This window comes from Enterobacter sp. CGMCC 5087 (assembly GCF_003144775.1).
GTDB classification, from domain to species: Bacteria; Pseudomonadota; Gammaproteobacteria; order Enterobacterales; family Enterobacteriaceae; genus Enterobacter; species Enterobacter cloacae_M.
In genome coordinates this window covers 55,012-77,400 of the sequence record NZ_QFXN01000221.1, presented here as the reverse complement: position 1 = coordinate 77,400, position 22,389 = coordinate 55,012, and the positions used below count along the sequence as shown (strand labels likewise).

At 56.8% G+C, this 22,389-nt stretch carries 18 protein-coding genes; 11 read left to right on the top strand and 7 right to left on the bottom strand.

Annotated elements, in window-relative coordinates:
* Window positions 1-113 precede the first annotated feature (113 nt).
* On the top strand, window positions 114-1,388 hold the full coding sequence (locus DEO48_RS26580; RefSeq protein WP_146198305.1) for a hypothetical protein: 1,275 nt from the start codon (window positions 114-116) through the stop codon (window positions 1,386-1,388).
* 146 nt (window positions 1,389-1,534) lie between these two features.
* Here DEO48_RS26580 and DEO48_RS19030 read toward each other — a convergent pair whose 3' ends face one another.
* The 3 genes from DEO48_RS19030 to clpS all read right to left on the bottom strand — a co-directional run bounded on the left by DEO48_RS19030 (window position 1,535) and on the right by clpS (window position 5,082).
* Complete coding sequence (locus tag DEO48_RS19030) at window positions 1,535-1,972, bottom strand: hypothetical protein (RefSeq protein ID WP_109846007.1); 438 nt, start codon at window positions 1,970-1,972, stop codon at window positions 1,535-1,537.
* A 482-nt stretch (window positions 1,973-2,454) separates the two neighbouring features.
* A complete protein-coding gene (clpA, locus tag DEO48_RS19025; protein ID WP_008499992.1) occupies window positions 2,455-4,734 on the bottom strand; it encodes an ATP-dependent Clp protease ATP-binding subunit ClpA in 2,280 nt (759 codons plus the stop codon).
* A 27-nt stretch (window positions 4,735-4,761) separates the two neighbouring features.
* The gene (gene clpS / locus DEO48_RS19020; RefSeq protein ID WP_109846006.1) at window positions 4,762-5,082 is read right to left on the bottom strand and encodes an ATP-dependent Clp protease adapter ClpS; all 321 of its coding nucleotides are present in this window, start codon (window positions 5,080-5,082) and stop codon (window positions 4,762-4,764) included.
* Between the two features lie 267 nt (window positions 5,083-5,349).
* Here clpS and cspD point away from each other — a divergent pair, with 267 nt between their 5' ends.
* On the top strand, window positions 5,350-5,571 hold the full coding sequence (gene cspD, locus DEO48_RS19015) for a cold shock-like protein CspD (RefSeq protein ID WP_006809408.1): 222 nt from the start codon (window positions 5,350-5,352) through the stop codon (window positions 5,569-5,571).
* Between the two features lie 70 nt (window positions 5,572-5,641).
* On the opposite strand, the gene macB is transcribed toward cspD, so the two are convergent.
* Together macB and macA are read right to left on the bottom strand one after the other, a co-directional pair.
* Window positions 5,642-7,582, bottom strand: coding sequence for a macrolide ABC transporter ATP-binding protein/permease MacB (gene macB / locus DEO48_RS19010; RefSeq protein WP_109846005.1), 1,941 nt, complete (start codon window positions 7,580-7,582; stop codon window positions 5,642-5,644).
* On the bottom strand, window positions 7,579-8,694 hold the full coding sequence (gene macA / locus DEO48_RS19005; protein WP_032658226.1) for a macrolide transporter subunit MacA: 1,116 nt from the start codon (window positions 8,692-8,694) through the stop codon (window positions 7,579-7,581). Before macA ends, macB begins: the two co-directional genes overlap by 4 nt.
* Before the next feature lie 159 nt (window positions 8,695-8,853).
* Between macA and DEO48_RS19000 the strand changes: the two genes are divergently transcribed.
* Window positions 8,854-9,810: a VirK/YbjX family protein gene (locus DEO48_RS19000; RefSeq protein WP_109846004.1), complete on the top strand. Its 957-nt coding sequence runs from the start codon at window positions 8,854-8,856 to the stop codon at window positions 9,808-9,810.
* On the opposite strand, the gene DEO48_RS18995 is transcribed toward DEO48_RS19000, so the two are convergent.
* Window positions 9,807-11,465 carry an ATP-dependent endonuclease gene (locus DEO48_RS18995; RefSeq protein WP_029739481.1) on the bottom strand — a complete coding sequence of 553 codons (1,659 nt, stop codon included), beginning with the start codon at window positions 11,463-11,465 and terminating at the stop codon, window positions 9,807-9,809. The genes DEO48_RS19000 and DEO48_RS18995 overlap by 4 nt on opposite strands.
* A 372-nt stretch (window positions 11,466-11,837) precedes the next feature.
* On the opposite strand from DEO48_RS18995, the gene aqpZ reads away from it, so the two are divergent.
* From aqpZ to hcr, 4 genes are all read left to right on the top strand, one after another.
* On the top strand, window positions 11,838-12,533 hold the full coding sequence (aqpZ, locus tag DEO48_RS18990) for an aquaporin Z (protein WP_033145073.1): 696 nt from the start codon (window positions 11,838-11,840) through the stop codon (window positions 12,531-12,533).
* 181 nt (window positions 12,534-12,714) lie between these two features.
* The gene (locus DEO48_RS18985) at window positions 12,715-13,614 is read left to right on the top strand and encodes a lysine exporter LysO family protein (RefSeq protein ID WP_033145072.1); all 900 of its coding nucleotides are present in this window, start codon (window positions 12,715-12,717) and stop codon (window positions 13,612-13,614) included.
* Window positions 13,615-13,758: 144 nt separating this feature from the next.
* Window positions 13,759-15,411 carry a hydroxylamine reductase gene (gene hcp, locus DEO48_RS18980; protein ID WP_045887632.1) on the top strand — a complete coding sequence of 551 codons (1,653 nt, stop codon included), beginning with the start codon at window positions 13,759-13,761 and terminating at the stop codon, window positions 15,409-15,411.
* A 10-nt stretch (window positions 15,412-15,421) separates the two neighbouring features.
* Window positions 15,422-16,390 (top strand): NADH oxidoreductase, encoded by a 969-nt coding sequence (hcr, locus tag DEO48_RS18975; protein WP_109846003.1) that lies wholly within the window; start codon window positions 15,422-15,424, stop codon window positions 16,388-16,390.
* Between the two features lie 90 nt (window positions 16,391-16,480).
* On the opposite strand, the gene DEO48_RS18970 is transcribed toward hcr, so the two are convergent.
* The gene (locus DEO48_RS18970; RefSeq protein ID WP_109846002.1) at window positions 16,481-16,915 is read right to left on the bottom strand and encodes a DoxX family protein; all 435 of its coding nucleotides are present in this window, start codon (window positions 16,913-16,915) and stop codon (window positions 16,481-16,483) included.
* Window positions 16,916-17,066: 151 nt separating this feature from the next.
* On the opposite strand from DEO48_RS18970, the gene poxB reads away from it, so the two are divergent.
* The 4 genes from poxB to DEO48_RS18950 all read left to right on the top strand — a co-directional run bounded on the left by poxB (window position 17,067) and on the right by DEO48_RS18950 (window position 22,378).
* The gene (gene poxB / locus DEO48_RS18965; protein WP_023310968.1) at window positions 17,067-18,785 is read left to right on the top strand and encodes a ubiquinone-dependent pyruvate dehydrogenase; all 1,719 of its coding nucleotides are present in this window, start codon (window positions 17,067-17,069) and stop codon (window positions 18,783-18,785) included.
* 38 nt (window positions 18,786-18,823) lie between these two features.
* Entirely contained in the window at window positions 18,824-19,825 is a 1,002-nt protein-coding gene (ltaE, locus tag DEO48_RS18960) for a low-specificity L-threonine aldolase (protein WP_109846001.1), read from the top strand.
* Between the two features lie 10 nt (window positions 19,826-19,835).
* The gene (locus DEO48_RS18955; protein ID WP_109846000.1) at window positions 19,836-21,272 is read left to right on the top strand and encodes an SDR family oxidoreductase; all 1,437 of its coding nucleotides are present in this window, start codon (window positions 19,836-19,838) and stop codon (window positions 21,270-21,272) included.
* 92 nt (window positions 21,273-21,364) lie between these two features.
* Window positions 21,365-22,378: an NAD(P)-dependent oxidoreductase gene (locus DEO48_RS18950; protein WP_063439202.1), complete on the top strand. Its 1,014-nt coding sequence runs from the start codon at window positions 21,365-21,367 to the stop codon at window positions 22,376-22,378.
* The last annotated feature ends 11 nt before the right edge of the window (window positions 22,379-22,389 follow it).

The window sequence follows — 22,389 nt, the reverse complement described above, 5'->3', positions numbered from 1 at the left end:
CTCGAATTAAAGAAAGAATTTCATTATCGATTAGCAAAAAACAGATTTTGTGAACCTTCTCACGACATATGGAAAAGGGAGACGCGAAAATTTACGACTAACAGAATCAGTTGGTGAAGCACATGGAATCCGCTCAAAAAATAGATCTCAATGTTTGCAAAAGCTGGTCATGTCCAAATCTCGGAATACCAGATGCGAGTGATTATGTTTTTCCTGTTTATCGTCTGGGCTACGCAGCACTTGAATGTCAAAAATGTGGCAGTCTTCCTCCACTGTTTAATACAAAAGAATGTGACGAGTGGTTCAGTCAATTCATGCAACGAAAATTAGGAAATACAGGACAAGGTTGTCCCCGCTGTTTTACAGCGCACATCATTCGCTATGGATACACAAAAGCCAGAACACCCCGCTTTCAATGTTGTACCTGCCGTTATGTATTTACTCCACACTATGACAATGCTGTAGGCCTGAATAAAAATATCACCCTTCTTTCCCAGCTCGAACAAGGGGTGCACTCTGGTGAAACGACAAACCAAAGGGTGCTTGCGCAAGCGGTTAACGGGTTCGAGCGCGATCTGCATGTTTCACTCCCTGCGCTAACAAGGGTGTCAACGACCACAATGGTTATACCGTTTCAGGGTCATTCTACCAGGCAGAAACTGTATGTTGTGATCAGTGCCGATGCTGACTCCGGCAAAATTATTCAAATAACAACCAACTATTGCGACTGGAAGGTAGGTGATTCATTGCTCTATCAGGGTTCTAAGTCTTTCCCTTCTTCGATACTACCGTCGAGCGATACCGATCTTATTCGGGAGCAAGAAATGCAATTTCTTAAACGGAGTCAATTTGATGAAATTCAGTACGGTAGTGCCGAGCTTAAGCGAAACGACCGGGGAAGCATAGTCCGTCCTGTCATTACCATACACAGTCATTTCCAGCGATTAAAACGACGCTTCCCGGGTGTAACCGATCATTATCTCGCCCATGAGTGCGTTTTGCGCGGCGGGGCTATAACTGCCTGGTCAACAGAAGTCCGACTTGGAAAAACCGATCTTTGGTTTGTATCTGAAAAGAATGAAAAGGCCAATCTCTCTGACAAAGCATTTTGCCTTACAGGTAGCTGGAAAATGGGATGGTGGAAAAATGTGTGGCAGCGTTGGGATAATGGCGAGGTATGCAAGATGATTGGCCTACTGACCGGACAGCAAAGTACAGCGGAGCCCGCGTTGATTTCACTTGCATACTGCACTGCGTTTGCTGTCTGGCTGAAATCCCATCCATGGTCATTACAGTGTCATAACTATGGGGCACGGGTAGTGAGCCAGCATTTAGTGGGTCTTGGCTGTATTTATAACCAACAGATGAAGGAAAATTCAGGCAGTTAAGGACCACATAACGCGAGCTGTACGGCAGCGAACTGCACTATTTTTTAGTGTCATCAAAAGTTATTAACGTCTTCCTGTAACACACACTTTTCCGAAAATTAATCCATTTGGCGTCAGAGCAACTCCCCCGACGCCTCGGATCGACGTCAGGAAATAATGTGAATTACCGTTTCTGCACTTTGAGGTGCAACGACATCTGCGGCCATCGAATGCGTAATGTTATGGAGTAGCCCAGTCAGGTGCGGCAACATATCGCGGTCAAAATGCGATACCAGCAGTATGTGGTTTAACGCCCGACAGTAATCACACTGTGCTTCGGTGTCTTCAAGCAGCCACTCTTTTTGTCTCGGTTGTTCCGCTTCGTCCTCAAATTCCACCACCTGAAAATCACGCATTGACTCTGTGAGGCCGGATTTCATTTCTTCCAGATACGCCCCAAGGCAGCGACAGATGGGCTGCGTTTGTGGGAGTGATGTGCAATCGAGGAGGATTTCGGTGAACAATTTGCAGCGCTCTGCAAGGGTTGGGAGATCGGGGTTGAGGGAGAGTTCGCTATAAAGCAGTGAAAGATTGTTATGTTCCATTTGATTATGACTCCGTGTGAAATGATGGGATCTCCACCCGAACGCCAACTCAGGTGGCAGACTGAACCGGTTTGGCGTACCGACCCACACGGGAAAATCGGCGCTTCAAAAGAAGCCCCGGTTCAGCCCACCATAATTGAGTCTGCGGATTATATCGCTAGCTTTCAAAAGTGTGAACGAACCTGATGATAGTTGACGTATCAACATCATTTCTCGTGTGTAATCAGGACGCCAATCCTGACACCTGATTTTGCAGGTGCGCCGCCATTTTATTACTGTGGATTTATCCAGCAACTGACTTCGAAAGAAACTGGAAAGCGCCTCGCAAAATTCCTCTGCGGTCTGTTGCCCTCACCCCAGCCCTCTCCCACAGGGAGAGGGAGAAAACACTAAAAACGACAACACTGTTGTCGTTTTGCTTTTACCTTGGCAGGCATAAAAAAAACCGGGCAAATGCCCGGTTTTTAACATTAACGTTTAACTCAGTGAGCCGCTTCCGGCTTGTGCTTCGCCGCGCTCTGGAAATCGTACGTCAGTTCGTTCTTCGCCTGGTCCAGCGCCACGGTCACCTGACCGCCGTCCACCAGCGAGCCAAACAGCAGCTCGTTTGCCAGCGGCTTCTTCAGGTTGTCCTGAATCACGCGCGCCATCGGACGGGCACCCATCGCACGGTCGTAGCCTTTCTCGGCCAGCCAGTTGCGGGCCTCCTGGCTCACTTCCAGCGACACGCCTTTCTGATCCAGCTGAACCTGCAGTTCGACGATGAACTTGTCCACAACCTGATGGATCACCTCGGTAGACAGGTGATCGAACCAGATAATGTTGTCCAGACGGTTACGGAACTCCGGCGTGAAGATCTTCTTGATCTCCTCCATCGCATCGGTGCTGTTGTCCTGGTGGATCAGGCCGATGGATTTACGCTCGGTTTCACGCACGCCGGCGTTGGTGGTCATCACCAGCACCACGTTGCGGAAGTCCGCCTTGCGCCCGTTGTTGTCGGTCAGCGTCCCGTTGTCCATCACCTGCAGCAGGATGTTGAACACGTCCGGGTGCGCCTTCTCGATTTCATCGAGCAGCAGGACCGCGTGCGGATGCTTGATCACCGCGTCGGTGAGCAGGCCGCCCTGGTCAAAGCCTACGTAGCCCGGAGGCGCACCAATCAAACGGCTGACGGTGTGACGCTCCATATACTCGGACATATCAAAGCGCAGCAGCTCAATGCCCAGCGCTTTGGAGAGCTGAACCGTCACCTCGGTTTTCCCCACGCCGGTTGGGCCAGCGAACAGGAAGGAACCGACAGGCTTGTGGTCATGCCCCAGCCCGGCGCGGGCCATCTTGATCGCTTCGGTTAAGGCCTCAATGGCCTTATCCTGACCAAAGACCAGCATTTTCAGGCGATTGCCGAGGGTGCGCAGCGTGTCGCGGTCGCTCTGAGAAACGCTCTTCTCAGGGATACGCGCGATGCGGGCCACCACGGACTCAATATCCGCCACGTTAACGGTTTTCTTACGCTTGCTGGCCGGCATCAGGCGTGCACGCGCCCCGGCCTCATCAATCACGTCAATCGCCTTATCCGGCAGGTGACGGTCATTGATGTATTTCACCGCCAGCTCCACCGCCGCACGTACCGCTTTCGCGGTGTAACGCACGTCGTGGTGCGCTTCGTACTTCGGCTTCAGGCCGTTGATGATCTGCACCGTTTCCTCGACGGACGGTTCGGTCACGTCGATTTTCTGGAAGCGGCGCGCCAGCGCACGGTCTTTCTCAAAGATGTTGCTGAACTCCTGGTAGGTCGTGGAGCCAATCACGCGGATCTTGCCGCTGGAGAGCAGCGGTTTGATCAGGTTCGCGGCATCCACCTGGCCACCGGAGGCCGCACCTGCGCCGATGATAGTGTGGATCTCATCGATAAACAGGATACTGTTGGTGTCCTGCTCCAGCTGTTTTAACAGCGCCTTGAAGCGTTTTTCAAAATCACCGCGGTACTTGGTGCCCGCCAGCAGCGAGCCGATATCCAGCGAGTAGATGGTGCAGTCGGCAATCACTTCCGGCACGTCGCCCTGCACAATTCGCCAGGCAAGCCCTTCGGCAATTGCGGTTTTACCCACGCCTGACTCGCCCACCAGCAGCGGGTTGTTCTTGCGGCGACGGCACAGCACCTGGATCGCGCGCTCCAGCTCTTTATCGCGACCAATCAGCGGGTCGATACCGCCAACGCGAGCAAGCTGGTTAAGGTTGGTGGTGAAGTTTTCCATACGATCCTCCCCGCCTGCTTGCTCTTCATTGTTATTGACCTGATTGCTGGAATCCGATGCCTGGTTAGGCTCGTCTTTGCGCGTTCCGTGAGAAATAAAGTTAACCACGTCGAGGCGGCTGACTTCGTGTTTGCGCAGCAGGTAGGCAGCCTGTGACTCCTGCTCGCTGAAGATGGCTACTAAGACGTTTGCGCCAGTCACTTCGCTACGCCCGGAAGACTGAACGTGGAATACCGCGCGCTGCAGCACGCGCTGGAAGCTGAGCGTCGGCTGCGTGTCGCGCTCTTCTTCACTGGCTGGCAGCACCGGTGTGGTTTGTTCGATGAAGGCTTCGAGTTCCTGACGTAGCGCCACCAGATCCACGGAGCAGGCTTCCAGCGCTTCGCGGGCAGATGGGTTGCTAAGCAGTGCGAGCAGTAAATGCTCGACGGTCATAAACTCATGTCGGTGCTCACGCGCTCTGGCGAAAGCCATGTTTAAACTGAGTTCCAGTTCTTGATTGAGCATAGGCACCTCCCCCAATTTTATGCCTTATCAGGCCTTTTCCAGCGTACACAGCAACGGATGCTCGTTCTCCCTCGCATAGTCGTTCACCATCGCCACTTTGGTTTCCGCCACTTCGGCTGTGAAGATGCCGCAGATAGCTTTGCCACGATAATGAACGGTAAGCATCAGTTGCGTTGCACGTTCTACATCATAAGAAAAGAACTTTTGTAGCACGTCAATAACAAATTCCATCGGCGTGTAATCATCGTTCATTAACATAACTTTATACATAGATGGCGGTTTTAGCGCGTCGTGCACTTTGTCTTCCGCCAGCTGGTCGAAATCCAGCCAATCGTTGGTCTTACCCATTATGCATAACCACTTTGAATCTACCTCAGATGTTAGATAACAATCATCTATTACTGTCATCCGCGATGTCTGTCACAAACTGTTGCAATAGCGTTAACTGCTTCAAACTTTGGTTGATTATTGTCCCATCTCCAGCGCCAAACGCTTGACGACTTCTTTCGTTTCTCTAAATTGTACAAGCGTGAGATGGCGAGGTTTTGAACAGCCCCCACTCCACCACCGGTTCATTCCATCTTAACTTATAAGATTTACGAAGGATGTCGAAGCATGGAAATGGGTACTGTTAAGTGGTTCAACAACGCCAAAGGGTTTGGCTTCATCTGCCCCGAAGGCGGCGGCGAGGATATCTTCGCTCACTATTCCACCATTCAGATGGATGGTTACAGAACGCTCAAAGCCGGGCAGTCCGTCCGGTTCGATGTACATCAGGGACCAAAAGGCAATCATGCAAGCCTAATCGTACCCGTTGAAGCAGAGACGGTTGCATAGCTCTCTGTTTTATTGTGTACATCCCGCAGTCAAAATGCCAGCCCGATCGGCTGGCATTTTTATTTTCGGGTTATTCCCGAGCCAGCGCGTCCACCGGATCCAGCCGCGCCGCGTTGCGGGCGGGCAACCAGCCAAACAAAATGCCGGTAAAGGTCGAACACAAAAATGCGGTAATAATGGCGACCGGCGAGAAGCCAATCTCCCAGCCGGGTAAAAAGAGCTGGAGCGCGAACGCGATCATCATTGAGAGCGCAATGCCCATCGCCCCGCCGACCAGACACACCAGCACCGCTTCAATCAAAAACTGCTGCAGCACGTCGCTGGCCCGGGCGCCGACCGCCATGCGAATGCCGATCTCCCGGGTACGTTCGGTGACCGACACCAGCATGATATTCATCACCCCGATACCGCCGACGACCAGCGAGATCACCGCCACCAGCGTGAGGAACAGCTGAAGAGTACGTGTGGTCTTTTCCGCCGTTTTCAAGAGGCCGTCCATATTCCAGGTGAAGAAATCTTTCTTCCCGTGGCGCAGGGTTAACAGCCGTTCAAGCTGCTGTTCGGCCAGCGCGCTGTCGTAGCCCTCCTTCACGCGTACGGTGATGGAGTTGAGCCATGACTGCCCCATAATCCGCCCTGAGATGGTGGTGTAGGGCAGCCAGACGCGCAGGATTTTGCTGCTGCCAAACATCGACTGCTTCTCTTCCGCCACGCCGATGACCGTGGCAGGCATGTTGCCGACCAGGATCACTTCGCCTACCACGCTGGCTTTATTGGGGAAGAGCTGCCTGCGCGAGTTCGCGTCCAGCACCACCACCTGCGCCCTGCCAGCCAGCTGCTCGGCGTTAAAGGTGGCGCCTTCGCTGAAGGTCATGCCGTAGACGTTGAAGTAGTCTCCGCTGACGCCGTTAGCGCTGGCGGCCACGTCAACGTTGCCCACGCGCAGACGCAGGTTCTGCGAAACCGCAGGCGTGGCGGAGTTCACCCACGGCTGCTTCTGAATCGCCGCCAGATCGTCGTATTTCAGCGCCTGCTGGTACTGCGGCTCGTCGTCGCCAAAGTCTTTGCCGGGATAAACGTCAATGGTATTGGTGCCGATGGCGCGGATATCGGCCAGCACCAGCTGCTTGGCCGCGTCGCCCACCACCACGATCGACACCACCGAGGCGATACCGATGATGATGCCGAGCATCGTCAGCAGGGTACGCATTTTATTGGCCGCCATCGCCAGCCAGGCCATGGTCAGCGCCTCGCGAAAGCCGCTGGAGAACTGTCCCCAGCCGGTTGATGCCGGTAGCGCTTCTTTCGGCGCCGCAGCCCTGGACTCGCGCGGCGGTGGATTGCTGACCAGCTCGCCGTCGTGGATCTCAATAATGCGTTCCGCCTGCGCCGCCACCTGCGGGTCGTGGGTAACGATAATCACCGTGTGCCCCTGATCGCGAAGCTGATGGAGGATCGCCATCACCTCTTCACCGGAATGGCTGTCGAGCGCCCCGGTCGGTTCATCCGCGAGGATCACCTGCCCGCCGTTCATCAGCGCACGGGCAATACTCACGCGCTGCTGCTGGCCGCCGGACAGCTGCGAGGGCTGGTACTCCACCCGCTCCGCCAGCCCCAGACGCGTCAGCAGCATCTGCGCGCGCTCAAGCCGTTTCTTCCGCTCGACGCCCGCATAGACCGCGGGAACCTCCACGTTCTGCGCCGCATTCAGGTGAGAAAGCAGATGGTAACGCTGGAAGATAAAGCCGAAGTGTTCCCGGCGCAGCTTCGCCAGCGCGTCGCCGTCCAGCGTGGAGACATCCGTCCCGGCCACGCGATAGGTCCCGCTGGTCGGTTTATCCAGACAGCCGAGAATGTTCATCAGCGTCGATTTACCGGAACCCGACGCGCCGACAATCGCCACCATCTCGCCCGCCTCCACGCGCAGGGAGATGCCCTTCAGCACCTCCACCGGGCCGTCGCCTGACGGATAGCTGCGACGAATGTTATTCAGCTCAAGCAGCGCCGTCATTTAGCGGCTCCGGGCAGGCTTTCGCTGACAACAACCTCCTCGCCCTCTTCCAGTCCTTTCACCACCACCACGTCGGTGTCGTTGCGCGCGCCGATCACGACCTCGCGCTCGCGCGTTTCGCCGTTGCGCAGCACTTTCACTTTATAACGGCTCTCCCCGGCGGACTCGCCGAGCGCAGAGAGCGGAATGGTCAGCACGTTCTTCACGCCTGTCAGCTGGATATGCACCTGTGCGGTCATGTCCAGACGCAGCACGCCCTGCGGGTTTGGCACCTCAAAGCGGGCATAGTAAAAAATTGCGTCGTTAACTTTCTCCGGCGTCGGCAGAATGTCCTTCAGCACGCCTTCGTAGCGCGTCTGCGGGTCGCCAAGCACCGTAAACCAGGCGTTCTGCCCCGGCTTAAGATGGATCACATCCGCCTCTGAGACCTGGGCTTTGACCAGCATGGTGCTCATGTCCGCCAGGGTCAGAATGTTCGGCGCCTGCTGCGCGGCAATCACCGTCTGGCCCTGCAGCGTGGTGATCTGGGTCACTTCGCCCGCCATCGGTGCGACGATTTTGGTGTAGTCGAGGTTGGTTTTCGCCGTATCCAGCGAGGCCTGATTGCGTTTGATCTGCGCGTCAATCGTGCCAATCTGCGCCTGTTTCACCGCCAGTTCAGTGGTGGCAGTATCTAAATCCTGTTTCGAAATAGCCTGGGTTTTGGCCAGCGCCTGCTGACGGGTCAACGTTACCTGAGCCAGGTTACGTTCTGCCAGAGCCTGGGCACGCTGCGCGCGCAGCTCCATCAGCGTGGCTTCCACCTCGCGGATCTGGTTCTCAGCCTGCTCAGGATCGATAACGCCGAGCAGCTGGCCTTTTTTCACCTTGTCGCCAATCTCAACCGACAGCGTTTTCAACTGGCCGCTGACCTGAGCGCCGACGTCAACCTTGCGCAGCGCGTCAAGCTTGCCCGTCGCGAGGACGTTTTGCTGCAGTTCGCCCGGGCGAACAATCAGCGTCTGATACTGCGGCACCGGCGCATTCAGCACCTGCCATAGCCAGTACCCACCGGCTAAAACCACGACCGCCAGCAGCAGAAACAGCGTTCTGCGTTTTCCCTTGAGGTTCATAAATATTCCAAATAAATGTTCTGGCAATGATAAGCGTTGATTCTAACTAAACGACTCTTCAACGAAAGCCCTGTTCTCCGAAATCGTCCTAATTTGTTTACGAGATGTTGACATTTCTCCTGCTGAAATAGCGATATTCCAAAAGGATCAGGATCTACCATGTCTTCTATCGTCGATACATCACTTTCAAACCTGCCGCAGCCAAAATCCGGCTGGCAGCTCTTCAAAAACCTGGCTTTCGGTGAGATCGCACCCGGGCTGGCATGGGAAAAACCCGCCTATCGACGCAAGTTCATGCTGCGTTCACTGGCGACACCGCTCAGCACCGCTCGCCTGCTGTCTGATCTTGCGAAACATCCGCACCTGATGCAAATGCTCCAGGTTCAGCCTGGGCTGCCCTGCCGCCTTCATCGTCCGTGGTTAACGGTCAATATGGATCGACAGCGTGTGCTGGAATCGCTGTCCTGGCACTATCAGATGATGTGCCGCCAGCTGCCGGCGACGCTGACAAAGGGTTACCTTTCAAAGCAGGGCGTGACTCTGCTGACCTTAACCGGAAAAGATGAACAGCAATTTACCGTCCGACTGTGTGCCGACGCGTTTATGGATAAAGAGGGAGAAGCTACCCTCGTTTTCTGTGACAGTCAAAATACGGCGCTGGCGGAGATGACCTTTACGCTATGCCAGTTTGAGGGAAAATCGACGCTGTTCATTGGCGGCTTGCAGGGCGCAAAAGCGCATGTTCCCCATGAGCTGATCCAGGGAGCGACGAAAGCCTGCCACGGCCTGTTCCCGAAACGTCTGCTGGTCGAGGCCGCCATAACGCTCGGCGCCGCGTTCCCGGTAGAGCAGATTGTCGCCGTCAGTAACGATACCCATATTTATCGCAGCTGGCGCTACCGCAAGAAAAAAGAGGGCAAACTGTTGGCCGATTACGACAGTTTCTGGCTCTCCATCGGCGGTGAAAAGCAGGATAACGGTAATTTTATGCTGCCACTCGTCATGCCGCGTAAACCGATGGAAGAGATCGCCAGCAAAAAACGCGCCGAATATCGCCGCCGCTACGCGCTGCTGGATAGCCTGATTCAGCAGATGAAACAGGCGACCCAACGCTAATCCGCTTTCCCGCGTGCCAGCCACAGCACGCGGGAGAACATCTTCCGCAGCAGGGTCGGTACCGCCTCCACGCCCCGCCTACCCGCTTCTGTCGCCACTTCAATGGCTAAATCCGGTTTTGACGAACGGTGAATGGCTTTGGCGATCACCCGCCGCATGTTCATCGGGACATCGACCGGCACCATGGCAATGCGGTGGAAGACGTCGTCGAACCCCTGACGATACATAAAGTGTTCCATGTCCATCGCGGGGAGCATGGTTAAGTGGTCGCGCTCTTCCTCGCGCTCGTTATTCAGCAGGCTCCGCACGGTCGAGGCATATTTTTTACCCGCCTCATCACCGTCTACCAGAACGTGCCACTCGATCCCCATCCGGCGGGCGAATTTTATCAGCGGCTTTAATCCCGACTGCGCGAATTCGATTACCTTAATGCCTTCCGCATCAAAGTGGTGGCCGCACTGGCGCGCCAGCTCGTTGATGACCCAGGTTTCCGTTTCCCCCTCCACCAGCAGCCAGCAGCGGGCAAAGAGCGACGACGCCCGGTTAAAGCGAATATGAAACGCGATGCGCCGCCCGTCTTCCGCATTCAAACCGCCCGGCCCAAGCCGGAAAGCGGAGACGCGGGAGGATTCACGCACCAGGCGACAGACGTGTTCAACCGGCGTCAGCGATAATAACTCTCCGGAATTGGTGGTCGTAATGCGCTGGAGCGGCAGCAGGTTCAGCAGATGCCAGGCCACGGAGAGCATGATGGGATGCAGGCGCGTTTCCGGGTCTTCCACCAGCAGCAGAGGCCGGGCGTCCCGGTCAAGACGAACGGTGCCTTTGGCCTGCAGAAGCGTTGAAAACAGCCCCAGCAGAATCACCCGATGGGTACGGCCGCCGGGCCGGTCGATCATCCGGTTAATGATGTCCAGATAGCGCCAGCTTCGCTGCTCATCATGAGAGCGGCGGCGCATCAGACGATGGCGGGACTCCGAGGTGCCCTGCTCGGAAAAATAGTGCTCCAGGAGTTGCACCATCGCGGACAACCCCTGTCGGATTTGACCATCGGTCAGATTCTGCGGACGCGACACCAGCTCTCTTGCCAGAAAATCCAGCTCGCGGGCGGTAACCTCCACTTCCGGCATATTCGGTACGGTACCGTTACGAATACGCCGCATAAAGCGCGCATCGCGCAGGCGTAACACCGGCGTCAGGCGGATCAGGTGGCGGGCCAGATCGTCGATATTGTCCAGCGGGATCGGGTTGGCTTTCTCATCGAGAAAATCACGCAGAGTGAGTACCCCCTCGTTCTCCGCCATCTCACCTTCAAGCCGATAGAAAATCCGGTGGAAACCGTCATCGCAAGGCACCCAGCAGGGTGACAGCGGGCGGAAGCGACGCACGCGGTGACGTCCGGGTTCGGATTCGCGGAACGTCAGGATGATATGCAGGTGCTTCTCGCGCCCCGTTACGTCGCCGGGCGGAAACCAGAAATCGTCGCGAACGAAGTGATACAGATCGTCTTCGGGCGAAAGCAATAGCGTCAATGCATCCAGCAGGCTGGACTTACCCCACGCGTTCTCGCCGATCAGGACGTTGTTCTGCTCCAGCTGCAGCGACAGGCGGTTAATACCGCGAAACCCGACAATTTCCACACGTTCGAGAAGCATAAATCCCCCGCGATATGAACACTTTTTCCTTCAAGTAATCAGCAGTATAGCGGGATGCAGACGGGCTTGACACTGCAATCCGCCTCCATAACCTGGCGGAAGCACGAAAAATTCAGAATTTATCCATCAGGTTTCATTTGAAATAACCCACATCTCACAAGATACTACCGCCCGCAAATTGGTCTATGCTCTATTTACCGCTGATTTGAACAAGGATTGACATCACATTGCCTTAAATCAAATTAATCGAATTTATTTAAGTGGCGAAGGGGTGTTGTTGGTTTTTAAAATACGGGCTCTTTGAGTCGTCATCCCTTTATGGCGATATATCCCGTGCGCGGGAAAGCGTGCGGAAAATTATTTGAGGTGGTTATGTTTAGAAAATTGGCAGCAGAATGCTTTGGTACATTCTGGCTGGTATTTGGTGGCTGCGGTAGCGCCGTTCTGGCAGCAGCATTCCCGGAATTAGGTATCGGTTTTGTCGGCGTCGCGCTGGCGTTTGGTTTAACCGTATTAACCATGGCATTTGCCGTGGGACATATTTCCGGCGGTCATTTTAACCCGGCAGTGACGTTAGGTTTATGGGCGGGGGGCCGTTTCCCGGCGAAAGACGTAATTGGCTACATTGTGGCGCAGGTAGTTGGCGGTATTATTGCGGCGGGCGTTCTGTACGTGATTGCCAGCGGTAAAGCCGGCTTCGACGCGGCGGCCAGCGGCTTTGCCTCTAACGGCTTCGGCGAACACTCTCCGGGCGGCTACTCCATGCTGTCTGCCATCGTGATTGAAATCGTGCTGACCGCAGGCTTCCTGTTGGTGATCCACGGCGCAACGGACAAACACGCGCCAGCCGGTTTTGCCCCGATTGCCATTGGTCTGGCGCTGACGCTTATCCACCTGATTTCTATTCCGGTCACCAACACCTCCGTTAACCCGGCACGCAGCACCGCCGTCGCCATCTTCCAGGGCGGCTGGGCGCTTGAGCAGCTGTGGCTGTTCTGGGTGATGCCAGTTATCGGCGGTATTCTGGGCGGCGTGCTGTATCGCACCCTGCTGGAAAAACGCGATTAATCTTTCCTCCCTCTCCTTGTGGGAGAGGGCCGGGGTGAGGGCTGCAGGCCGCATACCCTACGTAGACACAAGCCGGGTAAGGCGCAGCCGCCGCCCGGCTTTCTTTTGCCGCTTTACTGAACAGCCTTTATTGGGTAGTGTCACTGGCGCTTAACCGATACTCAAAAAGGACCGGCTGTTCATGTTTTCAGGACTCCTCATCATTTTGCTGCCCTTGATCGTGGGCTATCTTATTCCGCTGCATCGTGAATCCGCATTAAGGCTCATTAATCGATTCCTGAGCTGGATTGTCTACGTTATTCTTTTCTTTATGGGGATTAGCCTGGCATTTCTGGACAACTTATCGGCGAATTTACTCTCCATCCTCCATTATTCTGTCGTCACCGTAGTGGTTATTTTGCTGTGCAATATTGCCGCGCTGCTGTGGCTGGAACGCACTATTCCATGGAAAAATCACCATCATCAGGAAAAGCTCCCTTCACGAATTGCAATGGCGCTTGAATCATTAAAATTATGCGGCGTCGTGGTGCTCGGTTTTCTTCTTGGGCTGACCGGTTGGGCATTTTTACAGCACGCGACTGAGGCCAGTGAATATACGCTGATCTTCCTGCTGTTCCTGATCGGTATTCAGCTGCGAAATAATGGCATGACGCTGAAACAAATTGTCCTCAACCGTCGGGGAATGATGGTAGCGGTTATGGTTGTTGCCAGTTCAATGGTGGCGGGCGTCATCAACGCCTTTATTCTCGATCTGCCGCTGAAAACCGGCCTGGCGATGGCGTCCGGTTTTGGCTGGTATTCGCTCTCCGGTATTCTGCTGACCGAATCATTCGGCCCGGTGATCGGCAGCGCCGCCTTCTTTAACGATCTGGCGCGCGAGCTGATTGCCATCATGCTGATCCCGAGCCTGGTTCGCCGCAGTCGTTCTACCGCGCTGGGCCTGTGCGGCGCAACGTCGATGGACTTTACCCTGCCGGTACTACAACGCTCCGGAGGGCTGGAGATGGTGCCCGCAGCTATCGTGCACGGCTTTATTTTAAGCCTGCTGGTTCCGGTACTGATGGCCTTCTTCTCTGCCTGATACTTCTTTGGCGGTAGATTTCCTGCCGCCAAAATTGCGCTAAATCAATCTCCCTCTATTTTGTAGCAGAAAGCCCTTTTCTCCTTTCTGGCACAGGCATAACCTTAAACATGTATATTAAATATAACTTTAACAGGTGTGATTATGTTTTGTGTGCAATGTGAACAAACCATCCGTACCCCGGCAGGCAATGGCTGCTCTTACGCACAGGGTATGTGCGGCAAAACCGCAGAAACATCTGACCTGCAGGACCTGCTGATTGCCGCCCTGCAAGGCCTTTCCGCATGGGCGTTCAAAGCCCGCGAATACGGCATTGTCGACCACTACGTCGACAGCTTCGCACCGCGTGCCTTCTTCTCCACGCTGACCAACGTTAACTTCGACTCTCCGCGCATTGTCGGCTACGCCCGCGAAGCGATTGCCCTGCGTGAGGCGCTGAAAGCCCAGTGCCTGAAGGCGGATGCCGGCGCTCGCGTGGAAAACCCAATGTCAGAACTGCAGCTGGTTAGCGACGATTTGGGCGACCTCCAGCGTCAGGCGGCAGAATTCACCCCGAATAAAGACAAAGCGGCGATTGGCGAGAACATTCTCGGCCTGCGCCTGCTGTGCCTGTACGGCCTGAAAGGCGCTGCGGCGTATATGGAGCACGCGCATGTGCTCGGTCAGTACGACAACGACATCTACGCCCAGTACCACAAAATCATGGCGTGGCTGGGCACCTGGCCTGCCGATATGAACGCCCTGCTTGAGTGCTCCATGGAAATCGGCCAGATGAACTTCCGCGTAATGAGCATTCTGGATGCCGGTGAAACCAGCACCTACGGCCACCCGACGCCGACGCAGGTCAACGTCAAGGCAACCGAAGGCAAGTGCATTCTGATTTCCGGTCACGACCTGAAAGATCTCTACAACCTGCTGAAGCAAACCGAAGGCACCGGCGTTAACGTTTATACCCACGGCGAAATGCTGCCGGCGCACGGCTACCCGGAGCTGCGTAAATTTAAGCATCTGATCGGTAACTACGGCAGCGGCTGGCAGAACCAGCAGGTGGAGTTCGCCCGCTTCCCTGGCCCTATCGTGATGACCTCTAACTGCATCATCGACCCGACCGTCGGCGCGTACGATGACCGCATCTGGACCCGCAGCATCGTCGGCTGGCCGGGCGTGAGCCATCTTGAAGGTGACGATTTCGGTCCGGTTATCGCCCAGGCGCAGCAGATGGCAGGCTTCCCGTACAGCGAGATCCCGCACCTTATTACCGTCGGCTTCGGTCGTGAAACCCTGCTGGGTGCCGCTGATTCGCTGATCGATCTCGTCAGCCGTGAAAAGCTGCGCCACATCTTCCTCGTCGGCGGCTGCGACGGCGCGCGCGGCGAGCGTAACTACTTCACCGATTTCGCCACCAGCGTGCCGGAAGACTGCCTGATCCTGACCCTGGCGTGCGGCAAATACCGTTTCAACAAGCTGGACTTCGGCGACATCGAAGGTCTGCCGCGCCTGATCGATGCGGGCCAGTGTAACGATGCTTACTCGGCCATCATTCTGGCGGTCACCCTGGCGGAGAAACTTGGCTGCGGCGTGAACGACCTGCCGCTGTCGCTGGTGCTGTCATGGTTCGAGCAGAAAGCGATTGTCATCCTCCTGACCCTGCTCTCTCTCGGCGTCACCAACATCGTGACCGGCCCGACCGCGCCTGGCTTCCTGACGCCGGACCTGCTGGCGGTGCTGAACGAGAAATTCGGCCTGCGTTCCGTGACCAACGTTGAAGATGATATGAAACAGCTGCTGAGCGCGTAAGGAGTTATTCATGACCATGCCAACCTCACAATGCCCGTGGCGGATGCAGGTTCATCACATCCATCAGGAGACGCCGGATGTGTGGACGCTGTCGCTGCTGTGCCATGACTACTATCCGTACCGTGCAGGCCAGTATGCGCTGGTCAGCGTTCGCAATTCGGCGGATACGCTGCGCGCCTACACGATCTCCTCAACGCCGGGCGTGAGCGAGTACATCACGCTCACCGTCCGTCGTATTAACGACGGCGCGGGCTCTCAGTGGCTGACGCGGGACGTGAAGCGCGGGGATTACATCTGGCTGTCTGACGCGCAGGGCGATTTCACCTGTGACGACAAAGCAGACGATAAATTCCTGCTGCTGGCGGCGGGCTGTGGCGTAACGCCGATTATGTCGATGCGCCGCTGGCTGGCGAAGAACCGCCCGCAGGCCGACGTGCAGGCGATTTTCAGCGTCCGTTCCCCGGAAGATGTGATTTTTGCCGGGGAGTGGCGCAATTATCCGGTGACGCTGGTGGCGGAGCACAACGCGACCCACGGCTTTGTGCCCGGTCGCCTGAGCCGCAAGCTGCTGCAAAGCGTGCCGGATATCGCGAACCGCACCGTGATGACCTGCGGCCCGGCGCCGTACATGGACATCGTGGAAAAAGAGGTGAAAGCGCTTGGCGTGACCCGCTTCTTCAAAGAGCAGTTCTTCACGCCGGTGGCGGAAGCGGCAACCAGCGGCATAACCTTCACCAAACTGCAGCCTGCGCGGACCTTCTTTGGCCGCGTGGGGACCACGCTGCTGGAGGCGCTGGAAAGCAACAAGGTGCCGGTAGCGGCGGCCTGCCGCGCGGGCGTGTGCGGCTGCTGTAAGACGAAGGTGGTTTCCGGGGAGTACACCGTCACCAGCACCATGACGCTGTCCGACGCGGAAATTGCCGAGGGTTACGTCCTGGCGTGCTCGTGCCACCCACAGGGCGATCTCGTCCTCGCATAAACGGCAAGCGTTCGATCGTAGGCCCGGTAAGCGTCAGCGCCACCGGGCTTTTTGTCGGGGGGCACTGCGCTTACCCGACCTACAACAACCTCACCGCCACGCAGGACCTTTCCCTACCGCAAACCGCCCCGCCCCTAAAAACGCGACCGCCAGCGAGCCGATAAAGAAGTACACCAGGCTTTCAATCGCCCATGCACCTACCTTATCGAGGGCGAGCGTTTCACCCATTCCCACCATCAGCCACGCCACAATCATCGTAAAGGCCAGCACCAGCGCGGCCGGACGCGTAAAGAGCCCGACAATAATCAGAACCGGTGCCACCACTTCTCCAACCAACACGCCGTAGGCGATAAATCCCGGCAGCCCTTTTTCCACCAGCATGCCGCTAATAAAGCCCACGCCGCCAAAAAGCTTGTGCAAACCGTGAAAAAGCATCAGCCCGCCGACGGCAAGTCGTAACAAGAGTTTGCCAAGATCGTCGCACGATAGCTTTTCATTAACAGCAATTAACAATGATTTAACCATTTGAAATGATTCCTGTTTTCACCGAGGTATAACCAGATTATGCCGAATAATTGCGCGTGAAAAGCACCTTTTAATTAGGGGGAGATGACGGGCAATACGGAGACTTTCTTCTAAGCTTGTAAGCGATATCACAAAAAGGAGACGGACAACCATGAAACAAACCGTGGCTGCATATATTGCGAAAACGCTCGAACAGGCTGGCGTGAAACGTATCTGGGGCGTAACCGGCGATTCCCTGAACGGACTCAGCGACAGCCTCAACAAGATGAAGACTATCGAATGGATGCCTACCCGCCATGAAGAGGTTGCCGCCTTCGCCGCAGGCGCTGAAGCACAGCTTACGGGGGAACTGGCCGTGTGTGCGGGCTCGTGCGGTCCCGGCAACCTGCATCTGATTAACGGGCTGTTCGACTGTCACCGCAATCACGTGCCGGTGCTGGCGATTGCCGCCCACATCCCCTCTTCCGAAATCGGCAGCGGCTATTTTCAGGAGACGCATCCGCAGGAGCTGTTCCGTGAATGCAGCCACTATTGCGAGCTGGTTTCATCCCCGGAGCAGATCCCGCAGGTGCTGGCAATCGCCATGCGCAAGGCCGTGCTGAACCGCGGCGTCTCTGTGGTCGTTATCCCGGGCGATGTGGCCCTCAAGGCCGCGCCGGAAGGGGCCAGCACCCACTGGTATCACGCCCCGCAACCCGTCGTAACCCCTGCGGAAGAAGAGCTGAAAAAGCTGGCTCAGCTGCTGCGTTACTCCAGCAATATCGCCCTGATGTGCGGCAGCGGCTGCGCGGGCGCGCACAAGGAGCTGCTTGAATTCGCCGGTAAGCTTAAGGCCCCTATTGTCCACGCCCTGCGCGGTAAAGAGCACGTCGAGTACGACAACCCCTTTGATGTGGGGATGACCGGTCTGATCGGTTTCTCCAGCGGCTTCCACACCATGATGAACGCCGACACGCTGATCCTGCTGGGTACCCAGTTCCCGTATCGCGCGTTCTACCCGACGGATGCGAAAATCATTCAGATTGATATCAACCCGGCCAGCATCGGCGCGCACAGCAAGGTCGATATGGCGCTGGTGGGCGACATCAAATCTACCCTTGCCGCCCTGCTGCCGCTGCTGGAAGAAAAAACGGACCGCAAGTTCCTTGATAAAGCCCTGAGCGACTATCGCGACGCCCGCAAGGGGCTGGACGACCTCGCCAAACCGAGCGACAAAGCCATTCACCCGCAGTATCTGGCGCAGCAGATCAGCCATTTCGCTGACGACGATGCCATATTTACCTGCGACGTGGGCACGCCAACCGTCTGGGCGGCACGCTATCTGAAGATGAACGGAAAACGCCGCCTGCTCGGCTCGTTCAACCACGGTTCGATGGCCAACGCCATGCCGCAGGCGCTGGGCGCAAAAGCGACGGCGCCGGAGCGTCAGGTAGTGGCAATGTGCGGCGACGGCGGGTTCAGCATGCTGATGGGGGATTTCCTGTCGGTGGTGCAGATGAAGCTGCCGCTGAAAATCGTGGTTTTCAACAACAGCGTGCTGGGCTTCGTGGCGATGGAGATGAAGGCCGGAGGCTATCTCACGGACGGCACCGAGCTGCACGACACCAACTTCGCGCGCATCGCCGAGGCCTGCGGCATCACCGGTATTCGCGTGGAGAAAGCCTCAGAGGTGGACGAAGCCCTGCAGCGTGCGTTTTCCATCGACGGTCCGGTGCTGGTGGATGTCGTCGTCGCCAAAGAAGAGCTGGCGATCCCGCCGCAAATTAAGCTGGAACAGGCCAAAGGCTTTAGCCTGTATATGCTGCGCGCCATCATCAGCGGGCGCGGTGACGAGGTGATCGAACTGGCAAAAACCAACTGGCTCAGGTAAAACATTTCGCACGACCTCTTAAAATAAAGGGATGTGAAATGATTGATTTACGCAGTGATACCGTAACCCGCCCGAGCCGCGCCATGCTCGAAGAGATGATGGCCGCCCCGGTCGGGGACGACGTCTACGGCGATGACCCGACGGTCAACGAGCTGCAGCGCTACGCGGCTGAACTGAGCGGCAAGGAGGCCGCGCTGTTCCTGCCGACCGGAACGCAGGCTAACCTGGTCGCGCTGCTCAGCCACTGCGAGCGCGGTGAAGAGTATATCGTCGGCCAGGGCGCGCATAACTATCTGTATGAAGCAGGCGGTGCCGCCGTGCTCGGCAGCATTCAGCCCCAGCCGATTGACGCCGCGCCGGACGGTTCCCTGCCGCTCGATAAAGTCGCGGCGAAAATCAAAGCCGACGATATTCACTTCGCCCGCACCCGGCTGCTCAGCCTCGAAAACACCCACAACGGCAAAGTCCTGCCGCGCGAATACCTGAAAGCAGCGTGGGAATTCACCCGCGAGCGCGGGCTCGGCCTGCACGTTGACGGCGCGCGCATCTTTAATGCCGTCGTGGAGTACGGCTGCGAGCTGAAAGAGATTGCGCAATACTGCGACTCGTTCACCATCTGCCTCTCCAAAGGGCTGGGCACGCCGGTGGGCTCTCTGCTGGTGGGCAACGCAGACTACATCAAGCGCGCCAACCGCTGGCGCAAAATGACCGGCGGTGGCATGCGTCAGGCGGGTATTCTGGCGGCGGCCGGGCTGTATGCCCTGAAAAACAACGTGGCGCGCCTGAAGGACGATCACGACAACGCCGCGTGGATGGCTACGCAGCTGCGCGAGATTGGCGCCGAGGTGATGCGCCACGACACCAACATGCTGTTCGTACGCGTGGGCGATGACCGCGCCGCCGCGCTGGGCGAATTTATGAAATCACGTGGCGTGCTGATCAACGCCTCACCCGTCGTGCGTCTGGTCATGCATCTCGACGTGAGCCGCGAACAGCTGGCTGACGTGGTGAAACACTGGCAGGCGTTTTTACAGCGATAAGGAGCATCACGTGCCGCAACGCATTCTGGTGCTCGGCGCCAGCGGGTACATCGGTCAGCATCTCACCGCGGCGTTAAGCCAGCAGGGACACCAAGTGCTGGCAGCGGCACGCAACACCGAACGCCTGCAAAAACTCAGTTTGCCTGGCGTTACCTGCCACAGCGTTGACCTCAACTGGCCGAAGGAACTTCCCGCCCTGCTGGAAGGGGTCGACACGCTTTACTATCTGGTGCACAGCATGGGCGAAGGCGGGGATTTTATCGCCCACGAGCGTCAGGTGGCGATGAACGTTCGCGACGCCCTGCTGCAAACCCCGGTGAAGCAGGTCATTTTTTTAAGCTCGCTCCAGGCGCCCGAACACGAGCAATCCGATCACCTGCGCGCCCGCCAGCTGACGGCTGAAACCCTGCGCGGGGCGAATATCCCCGTCACCGAACTGCGCGCCGGGATCATCGTCGGCGCAGGCTCCGCCGCCTTCGAAGTGATGCGCGATATGGTTTACAACCTTCCCGTACTCACGCCGCCTCGCTGGGTGCGCTCGCGCACCACGCCGATTGCGCTGGAGAATTTGCTGCATTATCTGGTGGCCCTGCTGGATCACCCGGCGGAGCAACACCGCGTGCTCGAGGCGGCAGGTCCTGAAGTGCTGAGCTATCAGGAGCAGTTCGAACATTTCATGCGCGTCAGCGGCCGCCGCCGCTGGCTGATCCCCATCCCCTTTCCGACCCGCTGGATTTCGGTGTGGTTTTTGAATGTGATCACCTCGGTGCCGCCGACGACCGCCAAAGCGCTGATCCAGGGGCTCAAACATGATTTACTGGCGGACGATCGCGAACTGCGGGCACTCATTCCCCAGGGCCTGATCCGCTTTGACGATGCCGTGCGCAATACGCTGAAAGAAGAAGAGCAGCTGGTGAACTCCAGCGACTGGGGTTACGACGCCCAGGCGTTTGCCCGCTGGCGCCCGGAGTACGGCTATTACCCGAAACAGGCGGGCTGCACGGTGAAAACCCGCGCCAGCCTGGCCGCGCTGTGGGAGGTGGTGAACCAGATTGGCGGCAAAGACGGTTATTTCTTCGGCAATATCCTCTGGCAAACGCGTGGAGCAATGGATCTGCTGGTGGGGCACAGGCTGGCAAAAGGCCGCCCGGCACGCCCGTATCTTGAGGTTGGCGACGCGGTCGACAGCTGGAAGGTGATCATCGTCGAGCCGGAAAAACAGCTGGCGCTACTGTTCGGTATGAAAGCGCCGGGGCTGGGGCGACTCTGCTTTACCCTCAAAGACAAAGGCGACCATCGCGAACTGGACGTCCGCGCCTGGTGGCATCCGCACGGAATGCCGGGTCTGTTCTACTGGCTGTTGATGATTCCCGCCCACCTGTTTATCTTCCGGGGGATGGCGAAGCGGATTGCGCAACGGGCAGAACAAAAGACGGAAAAGATCTAAATAAAACTCTCTTTCTTTCACCTTTCCCATTGCATAGCGCCGTAATTCACGAAAGAATGCGCACGAAATTCTTTTCAACACAGTGGATTGATATGAAGGTACTGGTTACCGGGGCGACCAGCGGCTTAGGCCGAAATGCGGTCGAATTTCTGCGCAACAAGGGCATCAGCGTCAGGGCTACCGGTCGCAACGAAGCGATGGGAAAACTGCTGCAAAAAATGGGCGCGGAGTTCGTCCATGCTGACCTGACGGAGCTGGTCTCCTCGCAGGCGAAAGTGATGCTCGCCGGTATCGACACGCTGTGGCACTGCTCCAGTTTCACCTCCCCATGGGGTACCCAGGAAGCCTTCGATCTCGCCAACGTGCGGGCAACCCGCCGTCTGGGCGAATGGGCCGTCGCCTGGGGCGTGCGTAACTTTATTCATATCTCGTCACCGTCGCTCTATTTTGACTATCACCACCATCGTGACGTGCAGGAAGATTTCCGCCCTGCTCGCTTTGCCTGCGAGTTTGCCCGCAGCAAGGCGGCCAGCGAAGAGGTAATTGACCTGCTGGCACAGTCGAACCCGCACACTCGTTTTACGGTCTTACGTCCGCAGAGCCTGTTCGGGCCGCACGACAAAGTGTTTATTCCGCGTCTGGCGCAGATGATGCACCACTACGGCAGCGTGCTGCTGCCGCGCGGCGGCGATGCGATGGTGGATATGACCTATTACGAAAACGCCGTTCACGCCATGTGGCTGGCAAGCCAGCCGGACTGCGATAAGCTCATCTCCGGTCGCGCCTACAACATCACGAACGGCGAACCCTGCACGCTGCGCAGCATTGTGCAGCGCTTAATTGACGAGCTGCAGATCGACTGCCGCATCCGTTCAGTCCCTTACCCAATGCTGGATATGATTGCCCGCAGCATGGAGCGTTTTGGCAGTAAATCGGCCAAAGAGCCTGCGCTGACGCATTACGGCGTATCGAAGCTTAACTTTGATTTCACGCTGGATATTTCGCGGGCGGAGAACGAACTTGGGTACAAACCGATCGTGACGCTGGATGAAGGGATTACGCGTACGGCGGCGTGGCTGCGGGATCACGGGAAGCTTCATCGGTAGATCGGGTCCTG

Excerpts from the sequence above, each read along its gene's own strand:
- DEO48_RS18995 (WP_029739481.1), bottom strand. The coding sequence starts at position 11,465 with ATGCTTCTCGAACGTGTGGAAATTGTCGGGTTTCGCGGTATTAACCGC.
- ltaE (WP_109846001.1), top strand. The coding sequence starts at position 18,824 with ATGATTGATTTACGCAGTGATACCGTAACCCGCCCGAGCCGCGCCATG.
- DEO48_RS18950 (WP_063439202.1), top strand. The coding sequence starts at position 21,365 with ATGAAGGTACTGGTTACCGGGGCGACCAGCGGCTTAGGCCGAAATGCG.
- poxB (WP_023310968.1), top strand. The coding sequence starts at position 17,067 with ATGAAACAAACCGTGGCTGCATATATTGCGAAAACGCTCGAACAGGCT.
- clpS (WP_109846006.1), bottom strand. The coding sequence starts at position 5,082 with ATGGGTAAGACCAACGATTGGCTGGATTTCGACCAGCTGGCGGAAGAC.
- DEO48_RS19000 (WP_109846004.1), top strand. The coding sequence starts at position 8,854 with ATGTCTTCTATCGTCGATACATCACTTTCAAACCTGCCGCAGCCAAAA.
- cspD (WP_006809408.1), top strand. The coding sequence starts at position 5,350 with ATGGAAATGGGTACTGTTAAGTGGTTCAACAACGCCAAAGGGTTTGGC.
- DEO48_RS18970 (WP_109846002.1), bottom strand. The coding sequence starts at position 16,915 with ATGGTTAAATCATTGTTAATTGCTGTTAATGAAAAGCTATCGTGCGAC.
- DEO48_RS19030 (WP_109846007.1), bottom strand. The coding sequence starts at position 1,972 with ATGGAACATAACAATCTTTCACTGCTTTATAGCGAACTCTCCCTCAAC.
- macB (WP_109846005.1), bottom strand. The coding sequence starts at position 7,582 with ATGACGGCGCTGCTTGAGCTGAATAACATTCGTCGCAGCTATCCGTCA.
- clpA (WP_008499992.1), bottom strand. The coding sequence starts at position 4,734 with ATGCTCAATCAAGAACTGGAACTCAGTTTAAACATGGCTTTCGCCAGA.
- macA (WP_032658226.1), bottom strand. The coding sequence starts at position 8,694 with ATGAACCTCAAGGGAAAACGCAGAACGCTGTTTCTGCTGCTGGCGGTC.
- hcp (WP_045887632.1), top strand. The coding sequence starts at position 13,759 with ATGTTTTGTGTGCAATGTGAACAAACCATCCGTACCCCGGCAGGCAAT.
- DEO48_RS18985 (WP_033145072.1), top strand. The coding sequence starts at position 12,715 with ATGTTTTCAGGACTCCTCATCATTTTGCTGCCCTTGATCGTGGGCTAT.
- aqpZ (WP_033145073.1), top strand. The coding sequence starts at position 11,838 with ATGTTTAGAAAATTGGCAGCAGAATGCTTTGGTACATTCTGGCTGGTA.
- hcr (WP_109846003.1), top strand. The coding sequence starts at position 15,422 with ATGACCATGCCAACCTCACAATGCCCGTGGCGGATGCAGGTTCATCAC.